Raw genomic sequence first — 22849 nt, 5'->3', positions numbered from 1 at the left:
GACTATTTTTTCTTTAGAAATAAGTCTGCAACACGATCTAAATATACGTCTTCTTTCATTTCTGGGGGCAAAGGATAGCTCTGATTAGGCTGAATACCTTGCCCTTCAATCATATTGCCGTTTGGCGTGTAATAGTGTGAGACAGTCATTTGTAGTGCCGCACCACTTGGCAAAGGAAACAGTTTCTGCACTACGCCTTTCCCATAACTTTTTTCACCTATCACCCAAGCACGCTGGTGTTCTTTCATGGCCGCGGTAAAAACTTCTGCTGCCGATGCAGAACGATGATTAATTAATATACCTAATTTTATATTCTGAAATTCATTGCCGGGCAGAGCCTGAAATTGCTGATTACCTTCCGAACGGCTTTTAGTTGAAACGATAATCCCACTATTTAGAAATAAATCTGCCGACTCGACTGCTGCTGATAACAACCCACCCGGATTGTTTCGTAAATCGATTAAAACGGCTTTTAAACGTGGTGAACTATTTTCTTCAATTAACCGTTTAATTTCATTTGCCGTGTCTTGCTGGAATACTCTAATTTTTAGCACCAAAACCTGATTATGTAGCATTACAGGTTCTATATCGGTTTCTATTTTTTTATTACGAACTAAGTTGATGTTTCCATTTAAATCTTCTGCTTGTACTTGAAGCGTACTTCCGATAGAGCCATAAAGCAGTCCAAGCACCTGATCTTGGTTTAAATTTTTTAAGTCTTGATTATCAATCTTTAGAATCGCTTGACCATTTCTCAAACCTAATTTGTATGAGTCTGAACCAGTTTTAAGATCACGAATCATCCATTTATGGACATGCAATTCAGGGCTTAAAGCAAAATCAACCGAGGCGAGGTCACCTTCGGTATATTGAATCAATTGACGATATTCTTCTGCCGACAAATAACGCGAATAACGATCTAGCCCACTCACCAGCCCTTTAATAGCTTGTTGAAATAAGGCATCGTCGGACTTCACGTCAACGTAATTATCTCGAACGATTCCATAAATTTGAACAAACTGTTGAATCGACTCAATCGGTACCTCTGCATAACTATGTTCCGGTTCTTCCGAATCCGAATGCAAAGGTGACAATTTCTCTTTTACAACTGGCGCCGCAAAAGCAAATTGGCTGCAACATAGCAACATACTTACAATAAGTTTTTTATATTTAATGTGTTGCAGCATCCAATCACCTTTGGCTTATGCAGATAATGTAATCAGATTACGCCCTTGCATTTCAGCAGGAACAGGAATCTGCATTAAATTGAGAATCGTAGGTGCTACATCGGCAAGCACACCACCTTCTGCAATTGTTGCTTGTGTTGGGCCAACATAGATAAACGGTACAAGTTCCGTTGTATGTTGAGTGTGAACTTGACCACTTTCGTAGTCTTGCATTTGTTCTACGTTACCATGGTCAGCAGTAATGAGCATATGGCCTTTTTTCGCCATTACCGCTTCATAGACACGCCCTAGACAAAGATCGACTGCTTCAACTGCTTTAACTGCAGCATCAAAAATACCTGTATGACCTACCATATCACCATTGGCATAGTTCACAACCAATAAATCGTATTCACCAGAATTAATGGCTTTAACCAATTCATCAGTTACTTCATAAGCACTCATTTCAGGCTTAAGGTCATACGTCGCAACGTTTGGAGATGGAATCAAAATACGCTTTTCGCCCGGATATTCATCTTCACGTCCACCACTAAAGAAGAACGTTACATGAGCATATTTTTCAGTTTCGGCAATACGTAGCTGAGTTTTTCCAAGAGAAGATAAATATTCACCCAATGAATTTTTTAATGCTTCTGGCATGTATGCAACTGGCGCATCAATGCTAGCCTGATAACGCGTAAGCATCACAAATTTAGAAAGGTTTGGTACAACTTTGCGTTCGAAACCAGCAAAATCTTTTTCTACAAATGCACGAGTAATTTCACGAGCTCGGTCAGCACGGAAATTCATAAATACAACGCTATCGCCGTCTTCTACTTTAGCAACATCACCAATACGAGTCGCTTTTACAAACTCATCGTTTTCATTGGCTGCATAAGCTAACTCTAAGCCTTCCACTGCTGTTTGCGCAGTACGAAGTGCCTCACCTTCAGTCAACAAGCGATAAGCTTGCTCAACACGATCCCAACGGTTGTCACGGTCCATTGCAAAGTAGCGGCCAATCATGGTCGCGATACGGCCTTGACCTGAGTATTGAGCAAATAATGCATCAAGTTTTTCTAAAGACGGCTGAGCACTGCGTGGAGGTGTATCGCGGCCATCAAGGAAAGCATGTAAATAAACTTTTGCACCACGCTTTAATGCAAGCTCACACATCGCCACAATATGGTCTTCATGTGAATGAACGCCACCGTCTGAAAGCAACCCCATGATATGAACAGCACCACCAGCGGCTTTGGCTTTTTCAACAGCATCAATCAACACTTCATGTTTAAAAAAGTCGCCCGTACGAATATCTTTAGTAATACGGGTAAAGTCTTGATATAACACACGGCCTGCGCCAAGGTTCATATGGCCAACTTCAGAGTTACCCATTTGTCCATCAGGTAAACCAACATCTTCACCAGAACCAGAAATTAGACTATTTGGATGCTTTGCTGTCATTGCCGCCAAATTCGGTGTTTTTGCTGCAAGAAAAGCATTATCTTCAATCGCTTCACGGTGACCAACACCATCCATAATGACCAGAACGTGAGGGATCTTGCCAGCAGTTGCATCCGTCATAATCTATTTCTCTTTTGTCTACAATTTCGTCACGATATCTTACCGAATTTTCGGTCAAGACTCTATTTATTCCTATGGCTTTCACCAATATCTACGATTGATGAAAACCATGAATATCAATTATTACTAGCGAGCGCGGTAAAGCAAATAACTTCCGGCACCAAACATTAATAATATAGGTACAAGTACAAACCAAGCTGGAGATGGGGCATAAACCAAGCTGGCATAACCCAAGAAATCTTGCAAATAATAGAAACTCAAACCAATAAACAATGCGATTACCAAACGGAAACCCATCGATTGTTGGCGTAATGGTCCAAAAATAAATGAACATGCCACGAGAACCAGAGCAATCAACGAAAATGGCGAGGCAACTTTTTGCCAGAAAGCCAATTGATAGGTCTTTGGAACCTGACTATATTCATCCATATAGCGCATAAAGCTAATAAGTTGGCTTGGTGATAAATCCTCAGGATCTAAAGTCACCATGTGCACATATTTAGGCTGTAATGCTAAAGAAAGCGATTGTTCGTCATGGTCAGTCTTGATGGCATTGCCTGTCGCCAAAATATCCATTTGTTGTGCTTTCTTCAAAGCCCATTGACCATCTTTTACGAACTGTCCTTGCTGAGCATTGATTAATGATTGTAAGTAATAGTTCTGGTCAAAATCGACCACTTGAATATCTTTTAAATTGCCCTGAGAGTTAGCATAGTCGATATAGATAAATCGCTGCCCTTCACGTGACCAATAACCTTTCACTTCGCCTAAAGCAGCTACAGAGCGGTGACTTTTAACACTTTCTGCTTTTTCATTGGTATATGGAATAACCCACTCACTTAAAGCAAACGACAAAATAATAAGCAGTAAAGCTGAGCGCATCACCCAACCAACAATACGCCATAAGCTAATACCAGCAGAGCGCATAACAATAAGTTCGCTGCTGGTTGCTAGTGACCCTAAACCAATTACAGCACCAATCAAGGCAGAAATAGGCAAAATTTCATATAGATAACGAGGAGCACCCCACAACACATAGATGAGAGCTTGCCATGCGTTATAGTCTGGTTTGAGTTCACCCAACTCACCCAAGTATGTAAATAAGATCTGTAAAATCGACAAAACAACTGTGGTGCCAAACATTGCAAGCGCAGTGGTTTTCGTCACATATTTGGCGACTATTCGACGTGCTAACATTATAATTTCACTCGCTTGATCTGTTTCTTGATTTTAGGTGCCAACTTCTGTTTACGTGAAAATAAGGCAGCTGCAACGCCATAAACTACCAACACGGCAGGATAAGCCCAAATATCGAGTTCTTCTTTACTAATACGAGTCTTGATTGCAATCATTAATACAATCAGACTGGAAAAAATAAAAACCGCCGGAATAAGACGATAATAACGACCTTGTCTTGGACTCACCTCAGACAATCCCACAGAAAGCATTAAAGCAATAAGAATGGTGAATGGTCCAAACAAACGCCATCCCAACTCACTTCTTATGACTGGATCATTCGTTTTTGAAAAGAGTTTAGTCGTTGATAATGCTTCTACATCGCCACTTTCAAATTTAACATCTTTGTCATTTTCTAAACGTAGACGATAAGACTGAAACTCTGCTTGCGTATATTTTGGTTGTCCCGGAAATATTTCATAACGACGGCCTTGCACCAGATCAACCACATTGGCTGTATCATTTGCAACTTCTACACGAGTCGCTTCTTTTGCCAAGATCATGACATCTGGCTTATCTTCTTTAGTCGCACGTTGATAAAAGAAAATGTCTTTTAGATTTTTTCGATCTTCAGATAGTGAACCCGCATAAATCGTATAGGGTCCAGAAGAAATAAACTCTCTTGGGCGAACTAAATCGAAACCTGTACGAACAGCTTGGGTGGTGGTTAATTTTTCAAACTCACGCAGTCCCCACGGCGTCATCCAAAGCATAAGCACAGACTGACAAACCATATAAACCAGTGTCATTGGAATGAGTAATCGTGCTAATTGATGACGGCTCACACCACTACCGTTTAGTACTGCCATTTCATGGTCAACATATAAACGACCAAACACCAACATTAAACCAATGAAAAAACCCAATGGTAAAATAAGTGTTAGAAATTCAGGTAAACGATATCCAATGATGCTAAACAAGATACTGGCATCTAAACGCCCCTGCGCCGCCACACCAAAGTATTTGATCAGACGACCACCCATCATGATTAAGGTCAATAAAGAAATGACCACCAATGAGGTAGAGACAACTTGCTTGACGAGATAACGCCGAATAATCAAAGTAATACTTCCAAAAGGCTAATCGGGACGACTGCTAGTTTACCCGAATGTTAAAAATATAAAACCGCACATTGCAACGCTATGCTTGAAAGTGTTTCAATGTTTTAATTCATCATAACTTTCTATAGGCAATCACGACAGCCATGAAATTTACAACTTATACAACTTTTCCCGAACAGACATCTAATGAATCTTTGTGGGTTTTAGTTGATTCAGAACAGCTACAAAGCAACGTCAACACATATCAAATCAATAACCTAGAAAGCGTTCTTACTGCTACCCAATTTAAAGGCAACTTCAATGAAACTCTGCCTTTATTTGGTCAGATTTCAAATCAGCCTCACAGCCAATTACTTGGCTTAGGAAAAACAGCCGAACTTCAGACAGTTAAGCTCGCTAAACTTGCCCAAACGATTATCAAATCGACACAAAATAAATTTAAGCATATCGCAATTGATATTGCTGCGTTACCTGTCGAGCACCATTATTTATTTGCTTTAAGCTTAACTCAAGCAGCTTATGGTTATGATGAGTTTAAATCGAAAAAAAATGAATTTGTGTTACAACAGGTTGATTTAATTAGTTCAACGACTAGCCTAGATGAAAAACAACTGGCTTTAGTACATGCGGTACAGTCTGGTCAGTCTTATGCACGCGACCTTGGCAACCGTCCGGGTAATATTTGTTTCCCTGAATATTTGGCAGAACAGGCTCTAGCTTTAGCGGCAGAATTCCCTGACTTACTTAAAGTCACTGTTTTAAATGAGCAGCAAATGGCTGATTTAGGCATGTATGCTTTTCTTGCAGTAAGCAAAGGATCTGAACGTCCGGGCCGTATCGTAACTCTCGAATATCAAGCACAGATTGATCAAGCTCCGGTTGTTCTAGTCGGTAAAGGCGTAACTTTTGATACAGGCGGGATTTCTTTAAAACCAGGCCTTGGCATGGATGAAATGAAATTCGATATGTGCGGTGCAGCTTCTGTACTGGGTACCATTCGTGCATTATGCGAAGCAAAACTTCCTATTCATGTGGTAGGTGCAATTGCAGCAGCAGAAAATATGCCTTCTGGTAAAGCAACTCGTCCAGGTGACATTGTGACCACCATGAGCGGGCAAACTGTTGAAATTTTAAATACAGATGCTGAAGGCCGTTTGGTGCTGTGTGACACATTGACCTATATCAAACGCTTCAATCCAGCAGTAGTGGTTGATATTGCGACCTTAACAGGTGCATGTGTAGTCGCTTTAGGTAAAGTACTCAGTGGTTTGTTCTCACCAGATGATGCTTTGGCAGCCGAACTCCAACAAGCTGGCGAGCAATCTTTTGACCGTGTATGGCGCATGCCAGTCATTGAGGATTATCAAGAGTTACTAGATTCACCATTTGCAGATATTGCGAACATCGGTGGACCATATGGCGGCGCGATTACGGCTGCATGTTTCCTTGAACGCTTTACACGTGAGTATCGTTGGGCTCATTTAGATGTTGCAGGAACAGCATGGTTATCTGGTCCAGCTAAAGGCGCAACTGGTCGTCCAGTACCACTCCTCATGCAATTTTTAGCAAATCGTGTAAATACGAATGGCTAAAGTTAGTTTTTATCTGTTTGAAACCAGTGAAGAACGGCAAGTCGATAGTGCTTGCCGTTTATGCCGAAAAATTTTACAGAAGCATCCTAAAATCTGGTGGTATTGCCCAGATGTACAACTACAACAGATGCTTGATGAAAGATTATGGGAATTTGACCCAGTCAGTTTCATTGCGCATGGTGTTGACCAGACTGATGCTGCTGTATGTATTTCGGCTAAACAACCGCTTGAACAAGGCTTGTTAGTATTTAATTTTAACAATCATGCACTTGATCAAGTTGATCATTTTAGCCACATTATAGAAATTGTTGAAAATAATGAAACAGCCAAGCAAATTGGTCGAGAAAAATTTAAAATGTATCGCCGTTTGGGTATAGAACCGCGGACCTTTAAATTATAACGCGCTAAAATGTAAATACTGTTGATCAAGGAGAACCATGGTGGCATTAAATGTCGGGCAAGATTTTAAAAAAAGATGGTTAAATGCGCCTGAAGCTGTCCGTCATACCTATCAACAGGATCTGGCACGTATTTGCGATCTACTCGAACCCCAAACCCCTATTCAGCTTTGGGTTTTAAACGACGAAAAAGCGCAGTTAGAATCACAGCAAAAAATTGAACAAGCCTACGCAGACCTTAAAGCAGAGCTCATTGAGCAAGCACGTATTCGTCGTCAACTTGCTTTAGAAAAAGCACTTGCTGACAAACGTGCATCAGAAGCTGCTTATGCTGCGGAGTTGCAAGCAGATGAAATTCGTAAATTTAATGAACAGACTGAAACCTTACATACATTACGTAGTCATTTAGAACAAGAAGTTGCAGAACAAACTGCACGTTACCAAAAGAATCCGGAAACACCAGCCGTCAATTACTCTGCTGGCGTAAAACTTAGCATTACCGATGATCAAATCTTATCTGAGCTTGAAAGTTTACGCATTCGTTTAGAACTTGAAGCTGAAAGCTTAATTGAACAGTCTGTAACGGCTTTCCGAGCCAAGCTACATTCGGCAGCTCAAGAAGAAATTGAATACATTTTAAAGAATTCTAAGTTTTCTGATGAAAAAATAGAAAAGTAAATCTTTAAATATTTCTTTTGTCATAAAAGTGACACGTATATGTCACAGAATAGACATATAGATTATTCTTATAGATCAATTAATTATAAGAATGAAAAGTAGCTATTCAAGATAATTAATGAGGATAAGAGATGGACATTCTGCATCAGATTTCAAAGCAAGTTGAACAGCTAAATCAGGGTGAGCAATGGACGTTTTCAGCACAAGAATTTTATATGAGTCATAACGACTTTAACTCTTTATCTATCTTACTTACACGTGAGTCTGAAACCCGTGATTTTACAATTACTCGCACTCAGCATAACAAGCCATGGGTCGGCACACACTCGGTTACTCTAACCAAGCATTAAGTTTTCAAAATAAAAAAACCGGAACATGTGTCCGGTTTTTTATTTTAACGATCTAGCTTTTTATTTTAAAAAGCCATTCTCTGCTAAAAAAGCCATACTAATATTTGACTCTGTTTTTTGTTCAGCAGCTTTGTCACCTAGCAATAAACGCTCGATATAACGCGCTAAAACATCGACTTCAATGTTTACTTTACTGCCGACTTGCCACGTTCCAATGTTAGTACGTTCTGCTGTATGCGGAATTAAGTTCAAGCTTAAAATATTTCCACGTAAGTGGTTAATCGTTAAGCTAATCCCATCTACGGTCACAGAACCTTTTTCCGCTAAATATTTAGCAAGTTCTGCGGGTGCCGTCACTTCATAATAGATTGAGCGAGCATCTTCACGTACTACGGTAATTTCACCCACGCCATCAACGTGACCACTTACAATGTGTCCACCAAAGCGTGTTGTCGGTAACATTGCTTTTTCAACATTGACACGTTGCCCAACTTTCCAGTGACCCAAAGTCGTTCGGTTTAAACTTTCACGAGAAACATCAGCCGCATACCAATTATCGCCCCATTCAATCACGGTGAGACAAATTCCATTGGTTGCAATTGAGTCACCCAAATGCACATCTGACATATCCAGATCAGTCTGAATACGTAAACGCACATCACCACCTACGCTTTGCAGGCTTTCAACTTTTCCTAAACTTTCAATAATGCCTGTAAACATGGCTCAATCTCCAAATCTTTTTACACTGCTTAAATTGCAGCGCTTACCAAAGTGCGAGCTGTGTGCTATTACCTGAAGTATCTACACCACCTAGTTCGGCGAAGTGGTAAAGCTGGCCTAATAACTGACGTAATGGTGGTCCTGACTTGGCATGAGTATCAGTAATCACAATAAACTCAAGCACGCGTGCACGTTCAGACTGTCGCTGTTTACTTACTCGATAGCGCGGAACATCTTGTGTTAACAAGGTCACTTTACCCCGCTCCAGATTGGCCATAAGCAAATCTTTCGGCTCGATATTACCATCAGTTGAATAACTGGTCAGAATATAGCGGGCATTGATGGTTGAAAGTAGTTTTTCATACGCATCTTTCGCATATTTAGAAGAGTTATATGGGCTTGGACGTTCTTTACGCCAAGCTCTATCAATTCCACTCTTATAACCTTTGGTATCTGGTGAAGGTAAATCGACCTGATCCCATAAAGTTAATGCATTCAACACATGGTAATTACTACTATATGCATGCTGGTTATACGGTGGATCGAGATAGGCAACATCGACTTCAAAACCACTCATTTGATTTGCTAGATGCTGTGAATCTACACACCACATTTCAGCAGCCGGACGTTTACGGTCACCAATCTCGCAAAAACGGCTTGGTGTTAACCAAAGTAATGATTCAATTCGTTCTAACGCAGTTTGTGTACGTCCGCCCCACCCTTGGTGGAAGCTTTTAAATACGCCACTGGTGTTACTAACAAAACTTGCTGAATAGAGCAATGGTGCGAGCAATGCACTCATCTCTACATCATTAATTGCGCCTTGAGATTGCCATGTTGCAATCTGCTGGCGAATCGCATCAATACGCATACCATTACGGCGTTTAAAGAACAAACGGTCACGAGCTGGATCATAAATATCATCATTACGTGGACAAAGGTTATGTGTTACCCAACCTTTAACTTCAGGTAAGCGATTTAAATAATCGATTGCCTTCTGATACCCGCCTAGCTCTTTAAAAGCAGGAGCATCAATACAAGCTAAAATCGCATGATTTAACGCATGGCTATAAGGTTCCCAGTCATTCGCAATCACTCGGTAACCATTTTGACGCGCCAAACGAGATACTACGCCACTGCCGGCAAAGAAATCGGCAAAAATCGGAGGATTCTTTTTCTTGCTATTCAGCGTCCCTGTAATTTCAAGGGCTTCTAAAATTAGATGGAGCAATCGGCGCTTATTACCCAAGTAAGGAACAAGCTGATGGAAAAGATATTCGTCTGTCGTACGGGCTGCATGACGACGTTTGTGATAAACCGAAGGCTCTGGATTCATACTTTCTCTTGCGTAGGGATTAACCTTAAGCGTATATCTTGATCAAGTTGTGTCACATCAAGAAGTGTAAAACGAAGTTGTTGTGCCATATATTCAAACTCTGCATTGAACATGGCTCTTGCACTTTTCCCCAATAATGTCGGGGCAATATAACTGATCAACTCATCTACCAAACCTTCTTGTAAAAAGGCAGTAGATAATGTTGCACCAGCTTCTACCAATACATCATAAATTTGATATTGCTTAGATAGGGTCTGTAACAGCACTTTTAAAGGCTGAACTTCTAATTGTATCACGCCTAAATCGGCAAGTTCTTGACGATATGGCCCCATCACCATCACAGTTTCAGGGTTTTCTAAAATTTTAGCAGCAAGCGGCAAACGACCTTGGCGGTCTAAAATAATCCGTTTTGGCTGTGCAATTGTCTCAATATCAACACTGCCCAGAGTTCGCACATTAAGCTGACAGTCATCTGCAATCACAGTATCAATCCCTGTAATCACTGCTCCTGATATGGCACGCCAATGCTGTACATCTTGACGCGCAATTGCACCAGTAATCCATTTCGATTCACCAGATGCCATTGCAGTACGGCCATCTAGGCTTGAAGCTACTTTTAAGCGTACATAGGGCATGCCCGTAGACATCGCCTTTAAGAAACCCTGGTTTAATTTTTCTGCCAAATCTTCACAAATGCCAACTTCTACTTCAATTCCGGCATTTTTCAGAATCTGAACACCCTTACCCGCAACAAGTGGGTTTGGATCAGGACATGCCACAACTACCTTTTTAACCTGTGCCTTAACCAATGCTTCGGCACAAGGAGGAGTTCTCCCATAATGTGCACATGGCTCAAGCGTCACATACGCTGTTGCACCTTGAGCCTGCTTAGCTGCCTGACGTAAGGCAAAAACCTCTGCGTGTGGTTGACCTGCCCTAGGATGAAAGCCCTCACCGATTAACTGATCATCTTTGACAATGACACAACCAACATTTGGATTAGGCTTAGTCGAATATAGACCCCGTTTGGCAAGTTCAATAGCTTGCTGCATCCAATATTGATCTTTTTTCAACTCAGACATAAAAATCTCAAATAATTATTGTTCACGTTGCTGCATTTGCTCAATTTGTCGGCGAAAAGCTTCAACATCCTGAAAATCTTGATAAACAGAAGCAAATCGAACATAAGCGACATGGTCGAGTGCAAATAGAGATTGCATGACGACTTCACCAATTGTTCTAGACTTCACGTCACGCTCACCTAAACGGCGAATCTGCAATTGGATATCACTTAAAACAGTTTCTATCTGTTCTTGGGTGACCGGACGTTTTTGCAATGCATGCATTAACGAACGGCGTAGCTTGGCCTCATCGAAAGGTTCATTCTTTCCATTCGATTTGATCACACGGGGCATCACCACTTCATAGCTTTCAAAAGTGGTAAAACGTTCACCGCAACTTACACACTCACGACGTCGACGAATCTGACAGCCTTCGGCGGCTAAACGTGAATCGATGACTTTACTATCTGCGGCGTTGCAAAATGGACAATGCATAGCGGATTTATAGGGTCGATTACTTTGACCTAGTGTAGCAAAATTTCTACACTTACAGAACCAGCATTCTATAAGACAAAAAAAACAGTCCTGAGCAAGATCAAAGCATTGCTTTGATCACAGCGCAAGACTGTTCTTTTAAAACAGCAGATATATTACGAATTATTCAATACGTTCGCCATGTTGGCTTAAATCCAGACCCATGCGTTCATCATCAGCGTTAACACGGATACCAATCACAAGATCAATCACTTTAAGAATTACAAAAGTCGCTACACCACTGTAAATCATGGTTGCCAATACGCCCTCAAGCTGTACCCGCAATTGACCAGCGAAGGTTGGAGCTAAGGTAACGTTGGCTGCTTTAATAATTTCATCACTGTAAAATACGCCAGTTAAAATCGCACCGACAATACCACCTACAGCATGTAAACCAAACGCATCCAAAGCATCATCGGCTTTAAGTAAGCGTTTAAGTGCAGTAATACCCCAGAAGCACACTACGCCACCAATAAGGCCCATGACTAAAGCACCGCCTACACCGACGAAACCTGCTGCTGGCGTAATCACAACCAAACCAGCGACAGCACCAGAAGCACCACCTAATACAGACGCTTTACCACGAATCATACGTTCAACTACTAACCAAGAGAACGCAGCAGCAGCGGCAGCAACTTGAGTCACTAAAATTGCCATACTTGCACGAGCACCAGCGCCTAGAGCACTACCGCCGTTAAAGCCGAACCAACCTACCCAAAGTAAGCTTGCACCCACTACAGTTAAAGTCAGGTTATGCGGAGCCATGGATTCACGGCCCAAACCAATACGTTTTCCAAGCATGTAAGCAGCAACTAAACCTGCAACACCTGAGTTAATATGTACAACTGTACCACCAGCAAAATCTAATGCGCCTGCTTTAAATAACCAACCATCTGCCGCCCAAACCCAGTGAGTAATTGGTGCATAAACAACGAGTACCCAAACTGCAATAAAAACCATGAAAGCTGAATACTTCATGCGGTCTGCAATAGAACCACTTAGAATTGCAACTGTAATAATGGCAAAGGTCATTTGGAAAATAACAAAGAGACTTTCAGGAATTGTCCCACTCAATGCATCAAACGCGACTCCGTTTAGCATTGCTTTAGACAAATCACCAAAAAATGCACCTGTGCCAGAGAACGCGATTGAATACCCAGCAATCACCCACACTAAACTGACTAAAATTGCAGCGGACAGGCTGAACATCATCGTACTGAGTACATTTTTCTTACGTACCATACCGCCGTAGAATAGTGCCAACCCCGGAATGGTCATTAATAAAACCAATGCGGTTGAAACTAAAATCCAAGAGGTATCACCCGTATCAAGAGTAGGTGTCGGTGCTGGAGCTGCCGGAGTTTCAGCAACTGGTGCTTCTGCAGTGGTTGCAGTAGCTTGAGATGTTGATGTAGCCGCAACTTCCGATGTAGGCGTTGTTACAGCTTCTTCTGCCCAAACGGCAGTACCACCCAAAAGAGCGCCTGATAGACTCAGCGCCATAAGCATTTTTTTCATTCGTGTCCCCCAACCTCATTTGCGAGTTATTTTCTACTCAGCAAGCTTTGTGCCAATTAGACAGCATCTGGTCCAGTTTCACCCGTACGGATACGGATTACTTGTTCCAGGTTAGTCACAAAAATCTTACCATCGCCAATTTTTCCTGTGCTTGCTACACGTGTAATTGATTCAATTACCGCGTCGACCATTTCATCACTAATCGCAATTTCGATTTTTACTTTAGGTAAGAAATCAACCACATACTCCGCGCCACGGTAGAGTTCTGTATGTCCTTTTTGACGACCAAAACCTTTAACTTCAGTTACGGTAATCCCTTGTACACCAATGTCAGAGAGCGCTTCACGCACATCATCCAATTTAAACGGTTTTACAATTGCAGTTACAAGCTTCATGTTTGTTTCCTTCGGCTTCTTTTCACCAGTAAGGTTTTATGTTCAATTTTCATGCCAATATTTCAAAGGTTGAGGGAAATGAATCTATTGCATGAACTTTCTTTATAACCTATTTAGTGATCAAGATGTAGATGAGCTATTAAAAATAAAATGAATTTTCAGTATGTTTACATGCTGATTTAATGTTCTATTTGTACTAAAAGAATTGAAACCTATATCCCACCTTCAAGCAGTGGTAAACTGTAAACCATAAGGTAATACAACACTTTGGATATTTCATGCTAGAAACTTTATTACAGGCCATTCTGGAACAAATTGATGAGCCTAAAAAAGATTTGGAAAAAAATTTACGTGCATTATTAAATGAAGCAGTCGAAAAGTTAGATCTTGTTTCCAGACAAGAAATTGACCGCCAAAAGACCGCCCTTCAATCGGCCAACCAACGTTTAGCAGAGCTACAAAAACAAGTGGAATTATTAGAAGAAACTTTAAAGAATAAAAAATAAGCACCAATGTAGCGCACTTATACTTTACAACGATTAAAAATGAAGCACCATAATGGAACAACAAGATGTCTTTTTCTAAAATTTATACACGGGGACTTTTGGGTTTACATGCACCTCTCATTGAAGTAGAGGTACATGTGAGTCAAGGCTTACCTTCTCTTACCATTGTAGGCCTAGCCGAAGCGGCAGTAAGAGAAAGTAAAGACCGAGTTCGCTCGGCGATTATTAACAGTGGATTTCAATTTCCGACTAAACGACTGACCATTAATCTTGCACCAGCAGATTTGCCCAAAGATGGTTCACGTCTAGATTTACCAATTGCTTTAGGTATTTTAATTGCCTCTGGTCAGCTCCCAGAAAACTGTGCCGAAGATTTTGAATTTATTGGAGAGTTAGCACTTGATGGTCATGTAAGGCCAGTGTCAGGTACTTTAACTTTGGCAATGGCGTGTCAACAAGCCAAGCATAAAATGCTTTTACCGCTTGATAATAGTCAGGATATTAGTCACTTACCTGACTTTAAATGTTATCCAGTGAGCCACTTAAAAGAAGTTTGTGAACATTTTCTGGGCACAAAGTCTCTATCTTCGGTTGAGCCTACGGCCACTTCAAACCAAATGCCTTATAAATTTGACCTTGCAGATGTAAAAGGTCAGCTACGCCCACGCCGCGCACTCGAAATTGCTGCTGCTGGGGGGCACTCCTTACTTTTTAAAGGACCACCTGGCACAGGTAAGACGTTACTCGCCTCAAGGCTTCCCTCAATTTTACCGCCTCTATCTAATCAAGAAACGCTTGAAGTTGCTAGCATTTACTCTATTTCAAATACATCACATACTTTTGGTCAGCGACCATTTCGAGCGCCCCATCATACAGCATCAGCGATTGCACTCGTTGGGGGCGGTTCTCACCCTAAACCGGGCGAAATCACATTATCGCATTTAGGAGTACTTTTTTTAGATGAGCTCCCCGAGTTCGATAGAAAAGTACTAGAAGTCTTACGCCAGCCGCTTGAGTCAAAAGAAATCATTATTTCACGAGCAGCTCGGCAAATTACTTATCCGGCTAACTTCCAACTGATTGCGGCGATGAACCCATGTCCATGTGGTTATGCATTTAATCAAGATAGTCGTTGTCAGTGTTCACCTGAGAGTATTAAGCGCTATCAAAACCGTATATCTGGGCCATTACTTGACCGTATCGATTTACATATTGATGTACCACCGTTAAAGGCCCAAGAGCTACAAGATCCAACGCCTGTTGAAGATTCGAGTAGTGTTCGACAACGTGTGATTTATGCTTATGAACAACAGATTCAAAGACAAAATTGTTTAAATCAGGCACTTTCGCCGAAACAGCTAGAACAACATGCTGTACTTGATAGTACTTCTCAACGAATGATTGAAATGGCTCAACAACGTTTAAATTTATCGGCCCGCGCTTATCATCGTGTTTTACGCGTTGCTCGTACGATTGCCGATTTAGCTCAAAGTGAAGTGATTCAAAGTTCTCACCTTACAGAAGCATTATCGTATCGAGGAAATAGTTAACAAATGAAAAAACAGCGGATCGTGAGTCCGCTGTTTTTTCATATTTATATGAGTTGTTAATTAAAGAATTTATTACTGCCTATATAAAAAGGCAAAGAGGACGCTATGAAAATTTTGGCTATCTCCGGTAGTGCAAGAGAGGCATCTACAAATACAGCTCTATTGCGAGCAATGAAAGATATCGCACCGTCCAGCATTGAGTTTTCAGTTTTTGATCAAATTAATACTTTGCCTATCTTTTCTCCGGATGATGAGGGAGAAAAAACGCCTGCTGTAGTTGAAGAATTTATCAAATCTGTTTCTGCCTCAGATGGCATTATCATCTCAAGTCCTGAATATATCCGTTGTATTCCAGGCGGTCTCAAGAATGCAATTGACTGGATGGTTTCACGCACTGAAATCATAGATAAACCTATTGTTCTAGTTCATGCATCTAGTCGCGGCGACGATATGCTGGTTTCTTTAAGAAGAGTACTTTCGACAGTGAGTAGCAATTTTTTTGAAGATTTATTTTTACGCTTCTCTCTTCTCAGCAAATCTCCTGAACAAATTTTTGAAATACTACATACTGAAGAATATAAGTCACAAATTACACCGTTCCTACTTAGCTTTGTCTCAGAGATTCAAAAGTATCAAGATCAATTAGAGTGAACTTTTCATCGTGTTTTACAAGTAGTGCAGATCATTGCCGACTTGGCTCAAAGTGATGTAATTCAAAGCTCTCATCTTACAACAGCGCTGTCTATCAGAGATAATCAGCACTAAGATTAGAACAAAGGATTATGAGTCCACTGTTCTTTTATTAAGAACCTCATTTAACTTCTCGATTAAAGAAGTAATTTCTTGCTCGGATAAAGCTGCAAAGCCAAAGCGAATACAACGATTAGAAGAATCATCCTGTCTAAACTTATGCTCTGTATCCATGTTGAGTTCGTCTAATTTTAAGGCTTGCTCTTTAGTAAAAGATTTCTGGAATTTCACCCATAAAGCCATTCCGCCTGCTGGAGGTTGAATCTGGACATCACCTGAAAAAACTCTGCTAAATTCAGTTAAGGTATGGTCACGTCGTAACTGATATATTTTTTTCATTTTACGAATGTGTCGTTTGATTTCACCGCGCTGCATTAAATCTGCTAAAGCAAGTTCCGTAATGTTATTACCTTGTCGATCGATCAATAAAATATCTTCGGTAATGGATTGAATGACTGATGCAGATGCCACGATGTATCCCAAGCGAATACCGGGTGCAAAAACCTTAGATAATGAGCCAACATGAATGACCAGCTCAGAATGAGGCAAACTCGCTAAGGGTGGCATAGGCCGACTGTCATAGTGGAATTCATGATCATAATCATCTTCAATAATATAAAACCCCCATTTTTTTGAAAGCTCTAAGAGTTGAAGACGGCGACTCATTGGCATCGTGACAGTTGTGGGATATTGATGATGCGGAGTTGTATAAATGGCAGCAACTGAATGCTCTTGTAAAATCCATTCCAGATCTTCAATGACAATACCTTGTTCATCTAATTTGACAGAAACGACCTGAAACCCATTTGACTGAAACGCTTTAAAAGCAGAGGGATAATACAGCTCTTCAACTACAATCACTCCCTGTCGATTTGGCAATGCACGGGATGCAAGAAAAATTCCCATCTGGCTGCCACGTACAATACAAATCTCATCTTCGGCAACACTCATAAAACGTTCCATCGACAACATTTTTTGTAAGGCTTGTCTTAACTCAATCATTCCCCGTGGGTCACCATAACCCATGTACTGGTTTTGGGTAATTTTAATCAATGCATGCCGATAGGCTCTTGAAAATAACTCATACGGAATAAGCCTTGGGTCAGGCACACCATCGTTGTGTGGATATAAAGTACCTTCTTGAATAGTTGGCTTATGATTAACTTTTCGCTCATTTACAGACTCTATTTTTAGCTGCTTTTCCGGCAAAATATCTGCCACAAATGTGCCTTTTCGAGGACGAGTCACAAGCCAGCCTTGCGCCTCTAATTCTTCATATACTGCTTGTACGGTTTTTCTATTAATTCCCAATTCTTTTGACAAGCTACGAGACCCGGGCAACATAGTCCCTTGCACCAAGCGACCACTTAAAATCTCCTGACTAATCAAGTTGGTCAGTTTTAAAAAAACTGTTTTTTCTTCTCTTTCATCGATACGAAAATGTATTTGCCAAGGTCTTAGCATATTCGCCCCATCTGGACCATATAACTTGTAAAAACTGGATGTATTGATTCACCCAGTTGTTTTCTATTCTGCCTTCACCTACTTAATTTGGTCAACTGGACTGGAGAAGAGATGAAGACTGCTTCTGTAAACAAACAAGATCTGATGCAGCATGCACAGCAAGACATGCAAAAGTGGATTAGCGATTCAGATTTAACTGACCGTCAAAAGCTCGCACTCACTTGTCGTATTTTATTTGATCATGGCCATGATGTTGGTTTAGCGGGCCAAATTACATGTCGTAGTGGAAATAAAGATTCCTTTATTACTCAACGTTTTGGTTTAGGCTTTGATGAAATTACTGCCTCAAACTTGCTTGAGGTTAATCAAGATTTAGAACCAATCAATCGAGAAGGAATGGCAAACCCAGCCAATCGTTTTCATACGTGGATTTATAAAGAACACCCAGAGGTGAACTGCATTATCCACACGCATCCTACCCATGTAGCAGCACTCTCCATGCTTCAGATTCCGCTCATGATTTCTCAAATGGATGTCTGTGCACTCTACGAAGATTGCTCATTTGTAGGCCATTGGCCGGGTGTTCCTGTAGGTAATGAAGAAGGTATTTTGATTTCTTCTGCTTTGGGTAAAAACCGTGCTGTTTTGTTGTCTCATCATGGTCAACTGGTCACAGGAAAAACCATTGAAGAAGCATGCAACTTGGCTCTTTTAATTGAGCGTGCAGCTCAACTGCAACTGCTAGCGATGTCTGCTGGACAAATTCAGCCTATCCCCCATGATTTGGCAACAGAAGCTCATGACTGGGTATCTACCGACAAACGTAACAAAGTGAACTTTGCTTATTACGCACGTAAAGCTTTGAAAAAACATTCCGACTGCATTTAAAAAGAGACTTCTACCATGAAACTAAACGGTATTATTGGCTACCCTGTCACCCCATTTTCTAATGACAACACCATTAACCTTCCTGTTCTAAAGCAAATGTTGGATTTGCTTATTGAAAATGGCTGTGATGCGATTGCACCTCTAGGCAGTACTGGCGAAAGCGCTTATCTTGAATGGGATGAGTGGTGCTTAGTTGCCAAAACTTCAATTGAAAGTATTAATAAACGCTTACCTGTCATTATTGGGATTTCAGAACTCACGACGGATCAAGCCATCAAAAAAGCGCAGATTGCGCAAAGCTATGGTGCAGATGCACTGATGATCATTCCTGTATCGTACTGGAAGCTAACAGATCAAGAGATTTTTGAATATTATCAAGCGATTGCTGAAGCAACGACTCTACAAATTATGGTGTATAACAACCCTGCAACCAGTGGTGTTGATATGTCTCCAGAGTTAATCGTGCGTATGTTTAATCAGATTCCAAACATTACGATGGTGAAAGAAAGTAGCGGTGATATTCAGCGTATGCATCAAATTTATGAGCTATCAAAAGGAGAACTCCCGTTTTATAACGGCTGTAATCCTCTAGCTTTAGAAGCCTTATGTGCAGGAGCTAGCGGTTGGTGTACAGCAGCGCCTAATCTATTAGGTCAGCTCCCTCAACAACTTATTCAGCATGTGAAAAATGGTAATTTAAATCAGGCTCAAAAATCATTTTACCAGCAACTTCCTCTACTACGCTTTATCGTAAGCGGTGGTTTACCTAAAACGATTAAAGCAGGTTTGCAGCTAAAAGGGGTTTCTGCGGGTACGCCACGTAAACCTCTAATCAAAGCAAATGATGTTGAGCTTAGTCAATTAAAACATTTACTTGCTCAAATAGAGGACTAATTAAAAAAAGCGGGCAATAAACCCGCTTTTTTTACCGCATAAACTTAGAATGTTTTAGTTAAACTAAACACTAAGCCTGTGTCATAAGGTTTTTTACCAGCATCAGTCATACCAGAAGTGCTAATGTCTGTACCAACGACGTCTAGCTCAGCGACAATACCCAAAATGTTATAATTCACGCCCACTTTATAATCGATATAGCTATCGTCTTCACCTGGTCCACCCGCAACTACAAGTAAAGAGTCTTTATTTTTGAGTTTGTTATATCCAACTGAAGCGAGTCCAGTGAAGCCTGTGTCTGCAATTGGTGCTGAATAACCTAGGTTAAAGTACCAGAACTCATCAGAGTGCCCCCAATAATCATCTGAATAGCTTACGCCCACACTAAGTGCATCACCTTTAAATAAAGAATCAGCAAAAGTTAATTTTCCGTAAAATTCATTAAAGTCAAAACCCGTATCCCCATTGTATGGGTTAGTAAATTTTGAGTCAGAACCAATATAGCCGTAATGAATTACACCCACGTCATAGGTCGGTGCCAGCTTATCTGACAGTTTTAATGTATTTGTATAACCTAAAGAGATATCGGTTTCAGTTGAAACGCCAGGTGTATTAAAGTCAACGCTTGAACCCCACAGCGCGACATAGGCACCTGACTTATGAGAAAAAGTAAAACCACCTTGAATTGCTGGGTTATTTGACGATTGTGTAACACCGCGGAAGCGGTAGTCTGTAGTTGCCGCTACACTACCTGTTGCAGTGATACCATAAAAAGATGGTGCTTCTTCAGCCATAGCCATGGTTGAACCAGCTGCGAAAATACCAAGACCTAAGGTCTTAAGTGCAAATTTCATCATTTTGATCTCCCCCATAATGAATGCACGATTTATGTATATAAAACACATTGTGTTACTTAAGCTTTAGCAATTGCTGTGCCAAGTCCATATTCCCCTTCGCTGCATATCATTAATATTGAAATCAAAATATCTCTACAATAAAAATTCCATTTTATTTTTATAAAAATATATTCATAAAAAACAATATTATAAAATAAGACATCTATCCAATTAGAAACGAGCAACATGAGAAAACACCTTGTCGGAAATAAATTAGCGACGTCAGCAGTATCCATTTACTCAATGTAAAATTTCTATTTAAACTTAAATAAGAGATATAAAAATTACGTAAATTTCTTAAAGCCGAGCTTGTAATGGTCTGTGAATGGGCATTTCTTTTAATTAGATTTCTTTATTTTTTTCTGTTTTAAAACTTATGAACTATTTTGGGTCTTTTTTAAGCAATAATATGAGCAAAAAGAGTAATGCACAAAATTTACGCAGAATATCGCACTAAATTTGATCAAATCAACTAAATTCCATTAGCTTATTATAGTGATCTCTTTTTGCACATCATGCATTAAAAATAATGTTATATAGTAACATTTTAGAGAGCATTGAAAATAAACCGTTAAAAAAATCAACTTAAGAGAAGATTAAAAAGTAAACATATCCACCAAAAAAGAGTAAAAAATGAACACAAGAATCAACTATTTTTTGAGCTTAGAATATAAAATAAATGGTAAAAATCCACTAAAAAATAAATTACTTTTTTTATTTTAAACAATACATTAAGTATAAAAGCTTAATAGTAAATTTAGTAAACAACCAGTAACACATTAATCAATTTCTGCATAGCATATATAAAATAAAATCAACAAAAATATATCTTTTTTATAGATTACTTATACAATTGATTCAAATCCTAGGCCCTGAACAATAACAAGGCACAGGATTTATCGTTTTTATGAGGTTCTTTAAATATGCTAAATGCACAAAAACTTACATTAGCAGTTCTCATTTCTGCGGCAATAATTTCCTCAGCTCAGGCAAGTGAGCAAAGTGAGGCAAAAGGATTTGTTGAAGATGCGAACGGTTCTATTCTCTTCCGTACAGGTTATATCAGCCGTGATAAAAAAAATGGCGTGGATGACACCAGTTCATTTGCTCAAACAGCAATTGTAAATATCGAATCTGGCTTTACTCCCGGTATTGTTGGTTTCGGTGTCGGCGTTCTTGGTGATGGTTCATTTAAGATCGGTGAAAATAAAAACGCCGGCAATAACATGATTCCAAAATACAACGATGGTTCAGCTTACGATCATTGGGCTCGTGGTGGTGGTAGCGTTAAAGCACGTTTCTCGAATACAACAGTACGTTACGGTACTCAAGTACTCGATATTCCTGTACTCGCAAGTAACACAGCTCGTTTAGTGCCTGAATACTTTACAGGTACTTTATTAACCAGCCATGAAATTAAAGATTTAGAAGTAATTGCAGGTAAATTCACTAAAGATCAGTATTCTGACCAAGTGAACACAGACGGCCGTCATCTCGACCGTGCAATTGTTTGGGGCGCGAAATACAAGTTTGATGATAATTTAAATGCTTCTTACTATGGTTTGGATAGTAAAGATAAACTTGAACGCCATTATGTAAATTTAAACTATAAACAACCATTGGCTAATGACAGCTCATTAACTTATGATTTTAGTGGTTATCATACTAAGTTTGATGAAGGTGCTTCTACTTATTCACAAACTACTGATGACCTATCTAATCGTAAAAACAATATTTGGGCAATCTCTACAGCCTATAATACTGGCCCACACAACCTCACGGTTGCTTACCAACAAAACAGCGGCAATGTTGGTTATGACTATGGTGAAAATGCTGACGGTGGCCAAAGTATTTATTTGCCAAACTCTTACCTGTCTGACTTCATCGGTAACGATGAAAAATCTGCACAAATCCAATACAGTCTTGATTTTGGTAAGTTAGGTGTATTACCTGGTCTAAACTGGACAACTGCATTTGTATACGGTTGGGACATCAAAGTTAAAGGTTTAACTGATGATGCTGAAGAACACGAATTCTTTAACCAAGTGAAATACACAGTTCAAAGTGGTTTCGCTAAAGATGCGAGCCTTCGTATTCGTAACTCTTACTACCGCGCAAGCGATGCTTACCAAACGAATGCTTACATCGGTGACACGAATGAATGGCGTATCTTCCTTGATATTCCTGTGAAATTATTCTAATTCATAGATCTATCAAGCATAAAAAAACCTACGTCTGGCAACAGATGTAGGTTTTTTTATTAGGCTCAGAA

At 40.1% G+C, this 22849-nt stretch carries 23 protein-coding genes and 1 pseudogene; 11 read left to right on the top strand and 13 right to left on the bottom strand.

Features of this window, described 5'->3' with window-relative positions; all coding sequences use genetic code 11:
• Positions 1 to 2: 2 nt before the first annotated feature.
• The 4 genes from AC07M3_RS17515 to lptF form a co-directional block, all read right to left on the bottom strand.
• Positions 3 to 1187, bottom strand: coding sequence for a S41 family peptidase (locus AC07M3_RS17515; RefSeq protein WP_092709625.1), 1185 nt, complete (start codon positions 1185 to 1187; stop codon positions 3 to 5).
• Between the two features lie 15 nt (positions 1188 to 1202).
• Positions 1203 to 2750 (bottom strand): 2,3-bisphosphoglycerate-independent phosphoglycerate mutase, encoded by a 1548-nt coding sequence (gpmI, locus tag AC07M3_RS17510; protein ID WP_494567884.1) that lies wholly within the window; start codon positions 2748 to 2750, stop codon positions 1203 to 1205.
• Between the two features lie 126 nt (positions 2751 to 2876).
• On the bottom strand, positions 2877 to 3947 hold the full coding sequence (gene lptG / locus AC07M3_RS17505) for an LPS export ABC transporter permease LptG (RefSeq protein WP_092709631.1): 1071 nt from the start codon (positions 3945 to 3947) through the stop codon (positions 2877 to 2879).
• Positions 3947 to 5047 (bottom strand): LPS export ABC transporter permease LptF, encoded by a 1101-nt coding sequence (gene lptF, locus AC07M3_RS17500; RefSeq protein WP_092709634.1) that lies wholly within the window; start codon positions 5045 to 5047, stop codon positions 3947 to 3949. Before lptF ends, lptG begins: the two co-directional genes overlap by 1 nt.
• A gap of 143 nt (positions 5048 to 5190) precedes the next feature.
• Here lptF and AC07M3_RS17495 point away from each other — a divergent pair, with 143 nt between their 5' ends.
• The 4 genes from AC07M3_RS17495 (at position 5191) to AC07M3_RS17480 (ending at position 8065) form a co-directional block, all read left to right on the top strand.
• On the top strand, positions 5191 to 6639 hold the full coding sequence (locus AC07M3_RS17495) for a leucyl aminopeptidase (RefSeq protein WP_494567885.1): 1449 nt from the start codon (positions 5191 to 5193) through the stop codon (positions 6637 to 6639).
• Positions 6632 to 7039, top strand: coding sequence for a DNA polymerase III subunit chi (locus AC07M3_RS17490; protein WP_133748034.1), 408 nt, complete (start codon positions 6632 to 6634; stop codon positions 7037 to 7039). Before AC07M3_RS17495 ends, AC07M3_RS17490 begins: the two co-directional genes overlap by 8 nt.
• A 37-nt stretch (positions 7040 to 7076) precedes the next feature.
• A complete protein-coding gene (gene blhA, locus AC07M3_RS17485) occupies positions 7077 to 7715 on the top strand; it encodes a cell division protein BlhA (protein WP_005037342.1) in 639 nt (212 codons plus the stop codon).
• Positions 7716 to 7846: 131 nt separating this feature from the next.
• Positions 7847 to 8065 (top strand): hypothetical protein, encoded by a 219-nt coding sequence (locus AC07M3_RS17480; RefSeq protein ID WP_003654423.1) that lies wholly within the window; start codon positions 7847 to 7849, stop codon positions 8063 to 8065.
• A gap of 60 nt (positions 8066 to 8125) precedes the next feature.
• Here AC07M3_RS17480 and AC07M3_RS17475 read toward each other — a convergent pair whose 3' ends face one another.
• From AC07M3_RS17475 to glnK, 6 genes are all read right to left on the bottom strand, one after another.
• Entirely contained in the window at positions 8126 to 8785 is a 660-nt protein-coding gene (locus AC07M3_RS17475) for a riboflavin synthase (protein WP_494567886.1), read from the bottom strand.
• Between the two features lie 43 nt (positions 8786 to 8828).
• Entirely contained in the window at positions 8829 to 10121 is a 1293-nt protein-coding gene (locus tag AC07M3_RS17470; protein ID WP_003654420.1) for a DNA adenine methylase, read from the bottom strand.
• The gene (ribD, locus tag AC07M3_RS17465) at positions 10118 to 11203 is read right to left on the bottom strand and encodes a bifunctional diaminohydroxyphosphoribosylaminopyrimidine deaminase/5-amino-6-(5-phosphoribosylamino)uracil reductase RibD (protein ID WP_494567887.1); all 1086 of its coding nucleotides are present in this window, start codon (positions 11201 to 11203) and stop codon (positions 10118 to 10120) included. The genes AC07M3_RS17470 and ribD overlap by 4 nt, the downstream gene beginning before the upstream one ends.
• A gap of 15 nt (positions 11204 to 11218) precedes the next feature.
• Positions 11219 to 11677 (bottom strand): transcriptional regulator NrdR, encoded by a 459-nt coding sequence (gene nrdR / locus AC07M3_RS17460; RefSeq protein ID WP_003654416.1) that lies wholly within the window; start codon positions 11675 to 11677, stop codon positions 11219 to 11221.
• A 162-nt stretch (positions 11678 to 11839) separates the two neighbouring features.
• Positions 11840 to 13234, bottom strand: coding sequence for an ammonium transporter (locus tag AC07M3_RS17455; RefSeq protein ID WP_494567888.1), 1395 nt, complete (start codon positions 13232 to 13234; stop codon positions 11840 to 11842).
• 56 nt (positions 13235 to 13290) lie between these two features.
• Positions 13291 to 13629, bottom strand: a complete 339-nt coding sequence (glnK, locus tag AC07M3_RS17450; protein WP_000780326.1) for a P-II family nitrogen regulator — start codon at positions 13627 to 13629, stop codon at positions 13291 to 13293.
• Between the two features lie 278 nt (positions 13630 to 13907).
• Here glnK and AC07M3_RS17445 point away from each other — a divergent pair, with 278 nt between their 5' ends.
• From AC07M3_RS17445 to AC07M3_RS17430, 4 genes and pseudogenes are all read left to right on the top strand, one after another.
• The gene (locus AC07M3_RS17445; protein WP_003654412.1) at positions 13908 to 14135 is read left to right on the top strand and encodes an accessory factor UbiK family protein; all 228 of its coding nucleotides are present in this window, start codon (positions 13908 to 13910) and stop codon (positions 14133 to 14135) included.
• A 65-nt stretch (positions 14136 to 14200) separates the two neighbouring features.
• On the top strand, positions 14201 to 15685 hold the full coding sequence (locus tag AC07M3_RS17440; RefSeq protein ID WP_347019051.1) for a YifB family Mg chelatase-like AAA ATPase: 1485 nt from the start codon (positions 14201 to 14203) through the stop codon (positions 15683 to 15685).
• Between the two features lie 105 nt (positions 15686 to 15790).
• Positions 15791 to 16336: an NADPH-dependent FMN reductase gene (locus AC07M3_RS17435; protein ID WP_307013503.1), complete on the top strand. Its 546-nt coding sequence runs from the start codon at positions 15791 to 15793 to the stop codon at positions 16334 to 16336.
• A gap of 15 nt (positions 16337 to 16351) precedes the next feature.
• Positions 16352 to 16450 (top strand): annotated as a pseudogene (locus AC07M3_RS17430) (hypothetical protein); the annotation flags it as partial.
• A gap of 15 nt (positions 16451 to 16465) precedes the next feature.
• Here the strand turns inward: AC07M3_RS17430 and pdxR are convergent.
• On the bottom strand, positions 16466 to 17899 hold the full coding sequence (pdxR, locus tag AC07M3_RS17425) for a MocR-like pyridoxine biosynthesis transcription factor PdxR (protein ID WP_494567889.1): 1434 nt from the start codon (positions 17897 to 17899) through the stop codon (positions 16466 to 16468).
• Positions 17900 to 18010: 111 nt separating this feature from the next.
• On the opposite strand from pdxR, the gene AC07M3_RS17420 reads away from it, so the two are divergent.
• Together AC07M3_RS17420 and AC07M3_RS17415 are read left to right on the top strand one after the other, a co-directional pair.
• On the top strand, positions 18011 to 18787 hold the full coding sequence (locus AC07M3_RS17420) for an aldolase (protein ID WP_494567890.1): 777 nt from the start codon (positions 18011 to 18013) through the stop codon (positions 18785 to 18787).
• A gap of 15 nt (positions 18788 to 18802) precedes the next feature.
• Positions 18803 to 19681: a dihydrodipicolinate synthase family protein gene (locus AC07M3_RS17415; RefSeq protein ID WP_494567891.1), complete on the top strand. Its 879-nt coding sequence runs from the start codon at positions 18803 to 18805 to the stop codon at positions 19679 to 19681.
• Between the two features lie 44 nt (positions 19682 to 19725).
• On the opposite strand, the gene AC07M3_RS17410 is transcribed toward AC07M3_RS17415, so the two are convergent.
• Complete coding sequence (locus tag AC07M3_RS17410; RefSeq protein ID WP_045437199.1) at positions 19726 to 20538, bottom strand: TorF family putative porin; 813 nt, start codon at positions 20536 to 20538, stop codon at positions 19726 to 19728.
• Between the two features lie 56 nt (positions 20539 to 20594).
• Positions 20595 to 20765 carry a hypothetical protein gene (locus tag AC07M3_RS17405; RefSeq protein ID WP_494567892.1) on the bottom strand — a complete coding sequence of 57 codons (171 nt, stop codon included), beginning with the start codon at positions 20763 to 20765 and terminating at the stop codon, positions 20595 to 20597.
• 735 nt (positions 20766 to 21500) lie between these two features.
• Here AC07M3_RS17405 and AC07M3_RS17400 point away from each other — a divergent pair.
• Positions 21501 to 22778, top strand: coding sequence for an OprD family outer membrane porin (locus tag AC07M3_RS17400; RefSeq protein WP_494567893.1), 1278 nt, complete (start codon positions 21501 to 21503; stop codon positions 22776 to 22778).
• Positions 22779 to 22849: the final 71 nt, after the last annotated feature.

It is taken from the genome of Acinetobacter sp. GW821-FHT09D10 (genome assembly GCF_059416285.1).
The sequence above is the reverse complement of the archived record's forward strand: the minus strand, read 5'-3'. Positions and strand labels throughout refer to the sequence as shown.

What these genes read in the sequence shown, in the direction of transcription:
- AC07M3_RS17515 (WP_092709625.1), bottom strand. Translation starts at nt 1,187, where the DNA reads ATGCTGCAACACATTAAATATAAAAAACTTATTGTAAGTATGTTGCTA.
- gpmI (WP_494567884.1), bottom strand. Translation starts at nt 2,750, where the DNA reads ATGACGGATGCAACTGCTGGCAAGATCCCTCACGTTCTGGTCATTATG.
- lptG (WP_092709631.1), bottom strand. Translation starts at nt 3,947, where the DNA reads ATGTTAGCACGTCGAATAGTCGCCAAATATGTGACGAAAACCACTGCG.
- AC07M3_RS17495 (WP_494567885.1), top strand. Translation starts at nt 5,191, where the DNA reads ATGAAATTTACAACTTATACAACTTTTCCCGAACAGACATCTAATGAA.
- AC07M3_RS17490 (WP_133748034.1), top strand. Translation starts at nt 6,632, where the DNA reads ATGGCTAAAGTTAGTTTTTATCTGTTTGAAACCAGTGAAGAACGGCAA.
- blhA (WP_005037342.1), top strand. Translation starts at nt 7,077, where the DNA reads ATGGTGGCATTAAATGTCGGGCAAGATTTTAAAAAAAGATGGTTAAAT.
- AC07M3_RS17480 (WP_003654423.1), top strand. Translation starts at nt 7,847, where the DNA reads ATGGACATTCTGCATCAGATTTCAAAGCAAGTTGAACAGCTAAATCAG.
- AC07M3_RS17475 (WP_494567886.1), bottom strand. Translation starts at nt 8,785, where the DNA reads ATGTTTACAGGCATTATTGAAAGTTTAGGAAAAGTTGAAAGCCTGCAA.
- AC07M3_RS17470 (WP_003654420.1), bottom strand. Translation starts at nt 10,121, where the DNA reads ATGAATCCAGAGCCTTCGGTTTATCACAAACGTCGTCATGCAGCCCGT.
- ribD (WP_494567887.1), bottom strand. Translation starts at nt 11,203, where the DNA reads ATGTCTGAGTTGAAAAAAGATCAATATTGGATGCAGCAAGCTATTGAA.
- nrdR (WP_003654416.1), bottom strand. Translation starts at nt 11,677, where the DNA reads ATGCATTGTCCATTTTGCAACGCCGCAGATAGTAAAGTCATCGATTCA.
- AC07M3_RS17455 (WP_494567888.1), bottom strand. Translation starts at nt 13,234, where the DNA reads ATGAAAAAAATGCTTATGGCGCTGAGTCTATCAGGCGCTCTTTTGGGT.
- glnK (WP_000780326.1), bottom strand. Translation starts at nt 13,629, where the DNA reads ATGAAGCTTGTAACTGCAATTGTAAAACCGTTTAAATTGGATGATGTG.
- AC07M3_RS17445 (WP_003654412.1), top strand. Translation starts at nt 13,908, where the DNA reads ATGCTAGAAACTTTATTACAGGCCATTCTGGAACAAATTGATGAGCCT.
- AC07M3_RS17440 (WP_347019051.1), top strand. Translation starts at nt 14,201, where the DNA reads ATGTCTTTTTCTAAAATTTATACACGGGGACTTTTGGGTTTACATGCA.
- AC07M3_RS17435 (WP_307013503.1), top strand. Translation starts at nt 15,791, where the DNA reads ATGAAAATTTTGGCTATCTCCGGTAGTGCAAGAGAGGCATCTACAAAT.
- pdxR (WP_494567889.1), bottom strand. Translation starts at nt 17,899, where the DNA reads ATGCTAAGACCTTGGCAAATACATTTTCGTATCGATGAAAGAGAAGAA.
- AC07M3_RS17420 (WP_494567890.1), top strand. Translation starts at nt 18,011, where the DNA reads ATGAAGACTGCTTCTGTAAACAAACAAGATCTGATGCAGCATGCACAG.
- AC07M3_RS17415 (WP_494567891.1), top strand. Translation starts at nt 18,803, where the DNA reads ATGAAACTAAACGGTATTATTGGCTACCCTGTCACCCCATTTTCTAAT.
- AC07M3_RS17410 (WP_045437199.1), bottom strand. Translation starts at nt 20,538, where the DNA reads ATGATGAAATTTGCACTTAAGACCTTAGGTCTTGGTATTTTCGCAGCT.
- AC07M3_RS17405 (WP_494567892.1), bottom strand. Translation starts at nt 20,765, where the DNA reads ATGTTGCTCGTTTCTAATTGGATAGATGTCTTATTTTATAATATTGTT.
- AC07M3_RS17400 (WP_494567893.1), top strand. Translation starts at nt 21,501, where the DNA reads ATGCTAAATGCACAAAAACTTACATTAGCAGTTCTCATTTCTGCGGCA.